Annotated in this window: 3 protein-coding genes and 2 pseudogenes; 3 read left to right on the top strand and 2 right to left on the bottom strand. The window is 64.5% G+C overall.

The window, feature by feature from the left end:
* Nucleotides 1–264 precede the first annotated feature (264 nt).
* Nucleotides 265–896: pseudogene (locus tag Q1A87_RS22920) on the top strand (IS5 family transposase); the annotation flags it as partial.
* A gap of 37 nt (nucleotides 897–933) precedes the next feature.
* On the opposite strand, the gene Q1A87_RS22915 reads toward Q1A87_RS22920, so the two are convergent.
* The gene (locus Q1A87_RS22915; RefSeq protein WP_299657008.1) at nucleotides 934–2,736 is read right to left on the bottom strand and encodes an alpha-amylase family glycosyl hydrolase; all 1,803 of its coding nucleotides are present in this window, start codon (nucleotides 2,734–2,736) and stop codon (nucleotides 934–936) included.
* A 570-nt stretch (nucleotides 2,737–3,306) separates the two neighbouring features.
* Nucleotides 3,307–3,471: pseudogene (locus Q1A87_RS24375) on the bottom strand (IS3 family transposase); the annotation flags it as partial.
* Nucleotides 3,472–3,541: 70 nt separating this feature from the next.
* Between Q1A87_RS24375 and Q1A87_RS22910 the strand changes: the two are divergent.
* Together Q1A87_RS22910 and Q1A87_RS22905 are read left to right on the top strand one after the other, a co-directional pair.
* A complete protein-coding gene (locus Q1A87_RS22910; RefSeq protein WP_299657004.1) occupies nucleotides 3,542–3,811 on the top strand; it encodes a hypothetical protein in 270 nt (89 codons plus the stop codon).
* Nucleotides 3,796–4,290, top strand: a complete 495-nt coding sequence (locus tag Q1A87_RS22905; protein ID WP_299657002.1) for a DDE-type integrase/transposase/recombinase — start codon at nucleotides 3,796–3,798, stop codon at nucleotides 4,288–4,290. The genes Q1A87_RS22910 and Q1A87_RS22905 overlap by 16 nt, the downstream gene beginning before the upstream one ends.
* The last annotated feature ends 130 nt before the right edge of the window (nucleotides 4,291–4,420 follow it).

Below are 4,420 nucleotides of genomic sequence, written 5' to 3'. Positions count from 1 at the left end.
GCCCGCCGTGGCAACCTGATCAGGCTCGGACCTCTCCGAAGGTCGGCGCTCCTACACCACACGTTGGGGCACTACCATCCATACCTGTGGCGACTCGCGACCTTATCTTGAACTGGCCCGCTTACCTTGCATCGCTGCGTGAGCGTGGGTCGCCGGCTGTCCGCTGACCGGCCGTGAATGCGCAGCAATGTTACGGGAGGTTGAGTCGACCCTTACCGCTTCGCCGCCATCCCCGTCAAAGAACTCGTTGTCCGAACCGCCTGGGGCGAAGGCGAATGGCACGCCCGCAAGCATGGCGGGTCCAAACGCCGCGAGTGGCGCAAGGTACATCTGGCCTTGGACGAGGCGACGCTGGAGGTTCGTGCGGTTGTGATCACCGGCAGCGGCATGGGCGACGCGCCGATGCTGCCAAGCCTCTTGTCGCAGATCCCTGCGGACGAGCCGATCGCCTCAGTCACTGCCGACGGTGCCTACGACAGCCGAGCCGGCCGCGACGCCGTCGCCAGCCGGGGCGCTGATGCGATCAGCCCACCCCGGCGCAACGCCGAGCCCCGGAAGAAGGACAGCCCGGGCGCAGCAGGCAGAAACGAGGCGCTGCGCGCCATCAGGCGGGTTGGCCGGACGATCTGGCGCAAGTGGAGCCGATACCACCGCCGCAGCCGTGCAGAGACCATACATCTCGGGACCATGCATCGCCTGACCCTGCCGGTCAGCGGATGAACTGCATGAAGCTCCTCGGCCAAAGACCCATGTCCCGCAACTTCGACCGTCAGACCGCCGAGCTTCAGACCCGCATTGCCATCCGCTGCCGCTTCACTGCCCTCGGCAGCCCCGTCACACGGCCCGTCGTCGAACCCCAAACGACGAAAGGAAAAGTCTGGCTTCCACAAGCTTAGTGCAATAAGGCCCGTCCGGAGCGATCCGGCAGCTGCCTCAGCGCGTGTAGACCAGAGCGGAGTAGGCGCCCAGCGAGACCATGGCGCGAGGTCGACCCGTGTCTTCCGCCTCGCCGTTCGCCTCCAGGTCGTGGGCTTCGTGGTCGCCGAAGGCTTCGCTGTAGCCGCTCCAGTCGGTGTTGAGCCGAAGCCGCCACGAGCCCTTGTCCGGCATATCAAGGGCTACGTCGTGCGCCGCTTCCGCACGAAGGTTCAGCATCACCAGAACACCGGCTTCCCCGTTGTCGTCGTGACGGTGATAGGCCAGCAGCTTGCGGTCCTCGTCGGCCAGCAGCACCTCCACATGCCGTCCGCGCAGGCCCGGCTCGGAGAGCCTGAGGCCGATCAGGTCGCGCCAAAGCCGTACGATGCCGCCGAAATCCTCCGCCTGATCCCAGTCCAGCGGCACGGAATCGTCGAACCAGTCACCCTGAAGGAATTCCTGCCCCTGAAACAGCATCGGGATGCCCGGCGCGGTCAGCACCAACGCGGCGCCGAGGGTCGCGCGTTTCTGGGCGGCCCAGTGGCGCTGCTCATCCTCGCCGCCAATCTCGGCGGGCACGCGGGCCTTCCCGTTGGCGACCTCGTCATGGCTCTCGGTGTAGACGACGCGCTGGAACGGATCGCCGTTGTAGGTCCGCGTCAGCGCGTTGACGAGAGAGGCGATGCTGCGGTCGTCGTCCTCGGCTGCGATCAGCGCCTCCCGAACCGGGTGAACGAAGGCCGCGTCCCACTGCGCACCGAAGCCCGCGCCACCCTCGCCCGTGGTGGCGGTGACGGCGTCCACCTGACGCAGATCCTCGGCGATGGTGATGCGGCCGGGGAAGCGATCCGCGATCTCGTCATTGAGCCATGCCATCAGCGACCATCCGTCGGGAAGCTGGTCGCCTTCGTCGCCCTCGTCGCCCGAGATGGTGCGGATGTAGAGCGTCATGTCGAAGCGCAGCCCGTCGACGCGGAAGTCCTCGAGCCAGTAGAGCGCGTTGTCCCGGATGAACTGGCGCACCTCCTGGCGGCCGTAATCCGGCCGTGTCTCGCCCCAGGGGGTCGCGGCGCGGTAGTCCTGGTAGAAATAGACGCCTCCGGCCTCGCCCTCGCCCCAGCCGTCGAAGCGCCACAGGTCGAGGTCGGAGGGGCCGAAATGGTTGTAGACCACGTCGAGGATCACCGCGAAGCCCGCGGCATGCGCCGCGCGCACGAAGTCCTTGAATGCAGTCGGTCCACCGTAGGCGCTTTCGATGGCGAAGATGTGAGCGGGGTTGTAGCCCCAAGACACGTCGCCCGCGAACTCCATCGCGGGCATGATCTGGATCGCGTTGACGCCGAGACGGCGGAGGTGGTCGAAGCGACCGATGGCGTCATGGAACCCGCTCGGCGCGTCGCTCCCCTCCGGGCGGTTGAACGTACCGAGGTGCAGTTCGTAGATCACGAGCGCGTTCCAGTCGGGCATCTGGAACGCATCGTCGCCCCAGTCATAGGCGCGATCCGTCACGATGCCGTTGCCGACCGAGTTCGTGACCGCCCGCGCATAGGGGTCGATGCGCGAGATGGAACCGTCCGGCCCTTCGATGGCGAAGCGATACTCCTGGCCCGCCACAACGCCGTCCACATCGGCGTACCAATAGCCCTCGCCTTCCGCAGCCATCGGGTTCGCGGCATCGGACCAATCGTTCCAGTCGCCGGAAACGGCGACCGCGGTGGCATGCGGCGCCCAGACGCGGAAGGCGGCGCCGCCTTCGCGGAGAATGACCCCCATACCTGCGTGGGTTTGGGTCAGGGTAGACGAAGTCTGGACGTTCATCGGGGATCTTCCATGGACCGGCCGGCGGGATGCGCGGCGTCGGGGTTCGGGGATTGTCGGCGGAGCGGAAGCGACGGGAACGATCCGGTCGCAGGCAGGAAACGCTGTGCCGTAGCCCCGTGTTCCATGTTTCAGGCAAGACGTTTGTGGCGCGCATGCAGACGAGGGCGTCGACGCGTGAGGATCCATGCTTCGAGGCGTTCGAATGAACGGGCGCTACAGGCGCCGAGCTGCGATCAGGCAAGGAGCGCTGCGAAGATTGCGTGGGCTCCGGTCCAATGGTCAAAGGCGTCGTGCGAGGCGAAAAGAGTTCTGTCAGCACTGTGCCCCACGTCGAACTCGATCTCTATATGGGCCGGCCAGGCTGTGATGTGTCAGAACATGGCAAGCCTAGGCTCTTCGGCAACTGAGAACCGTCCACGATAAACCACTCAGAGAGAGGAAGCGGAGCAATAGATATACTGTATCAGCGTTTGGCCCCATTCGGTTGATCACAGGCTCCCGGTTTTGGACGACATTTCGGCCGGCTTGATACAGGTCACTGTAGTGCGCCCTTATGGCTGGGCAGGATCAGGCCGCGGTTTTGACCAGCTGGCGGGCGTTGTTGACTTCGTATTGCACCGGGCTGAGATAGCCCAGCGATGAATGCAGACGTCCGGCATTGTAGACGTCCTCGATGAAGCCGGGCAGGTCGGCTGTGACGTCCTCGTAAGTTCCGTATTCGTTGAGGTAGACAGGACTGTTGCTTTGCTGATCGGTTGGCGAGGATGCTGCTTTTCAGAGGCCGAGATAGGAGGAGCATGCCATGCGCCGTGATCCGTTCAAGGGACATCGGTTCCCGTGTGAGGTGATCCTGCTTGCCGTGCGCTGGTACTGCCGGTTTCCGCTTTCCGACCAGGATGTCGCCGATCTACTGGCGGAGCGCGAGATTACGGTGGATCGGGCCACGGTCTTCCGGTGGGTCCAGAAGTTCGGCCCCGAGATTGCCAAGCGCGCGTATGCCCACCGCAGCTGGCGCGGCCTGAACTGGCATGTGCCCTCCCGGGACATTGCTACGCAATGCCCTGCCGGGTAACCGACGAGACCTATGTCCGTGTCGGCGGCAAGTGGCGATATCTCTGGCGGGCAGTGGACCAGAACGGCCGGTTCATCGATTTCCGGCTGACGGCCCGGCGTGATGCGAAAGCCGCCAAGGCCTTTCTGAAGCAGGCCAGCGAGGGGGCCCGGCTTTACCGGCCGGTCTCCATCTGCACGGACAAGGCGCCCGGATACCGAAAGGTCATCCAAGACCTGAACCATCGCCGCGATCCGCATTTCGACAGCATCCTGCACATCGACCGGAAGTGGCGGAACAACCGGATCGAGAGCAATCATGCGGCGCTGAAGCGCCTGCTCGGAACGCGACAGTCTTTCCGCTCCTTGCGATCCGCCAAGGCGACCTTCGCCGCCATCGAGGCGATCCGGACCATCAAGAACGGCCACATCTCGAACAAGGCACCCGGTGTCCGCAGCGAGATCGACTTTATCCGAGGCCTGTTCGGTGAAGCAGCCTGAAACCCGGATAAGTAGTCCGCTCTGAACAACGTCTAGCGTTCTGATTTCACGCTACGAACCGACGTTCGCGCTGTGCTGGTTTCGCAGGGTTTGGTATTCTTGAGCCCGGAACCCTGCGATTTCGGAGGCC

It is taken from the genome of uncultured Jannaschia sp. (genome assembly GCF_947494055.1).
Lineage (GTDB): Bacteria > Pseudomonadota > Alphaproteobacteria > Rhodobacterales > Rhodobacteraceae > Jannaschia.
This window is presented reverse-complemented; position numbering and strand designations above follow the sequence as displayed.